This is a genomic window from Alcaligenes sp. CHO6 (assembly GCF_037120595.1).
Lineage (GTDB): Bacteria > Pseudomonadota > Gammaproteobacteria > Burkholderiales > Burkholderiaceae_B > Alcaligenes > Alcaligenes ammonioxydans.
On record NZ_JBANCI010000013.1, the window covers coordinates 1 to 703 of the forward strand.

At 50.1% G+C, this 703-nt stretch carries 1 rRNA gene; it reads right to left on the bottom strand.

The annotated features are described in order from the left end of the window. Window positions 1-671, bottom strand: a 23S ribosomal RNA gene (locus V6936_RS17275); the annotation flags it as partial. Between the last annotated feature and the right edge of the window lie 32 nt (window positions 672-703).

Genomic DNA, 703 nt, shown 5'->3' on the forward strand with positions numbered 1-703 from the left:
GTCTACACCCAGCGACTGAATCGCCCTATTCGGACTCGCTTTCGCTACGCCTCCCCTATTCGGTTAAGCTTGCCACTGAATGTAAGTCGCTGACCCATTATACAAAAGGTACGCAGTCACACCACGAGGGTGCTCCTACTGTTTGTATGCATACGATTTCAGGATCTATTTCACTCCCCTTCCGGGGTTCTTTTCGCCTTTCCCTCACGGTACTGGTTCACTATCGGTCGATCACGAGTATTTAGCCTTGGAGGATGGTCCCCCCATATTCAGACAGGATTTCACGTGTCCCGCCCTACTTGTTCGATGCTTAGTTCCACGTACTGAATTTCGCCTACAGGGCTATCACCTGCTACGGCTGGACTTTCCATTCCATTCGACTATTCAATACGCTAAAACATCCAGGCTGGTCCGGTTTCGCTCGCCACTACTTCCGGAATCTCGGTTGATTTCTTTTCCTCGAGTTACTGAGATGGTTCAGTTCACTCGGTTCGCCTCCACATGCCTATGTATTCAGCATGGGATACCGTATTGCTACGGTGGGTTTCCCCATTCGGACATCTACGGATCAAAGCTTGTTTGCCAGCTCCCCGTAGCTTTTCGCAGGCTACCGCGTCCTTCATCGCCTGTGATCGCCAAGGCATCCATCATATGCACTTATTCGCTTGATCCTATAACGCTTGGTGCTGTTATAGGAATATGA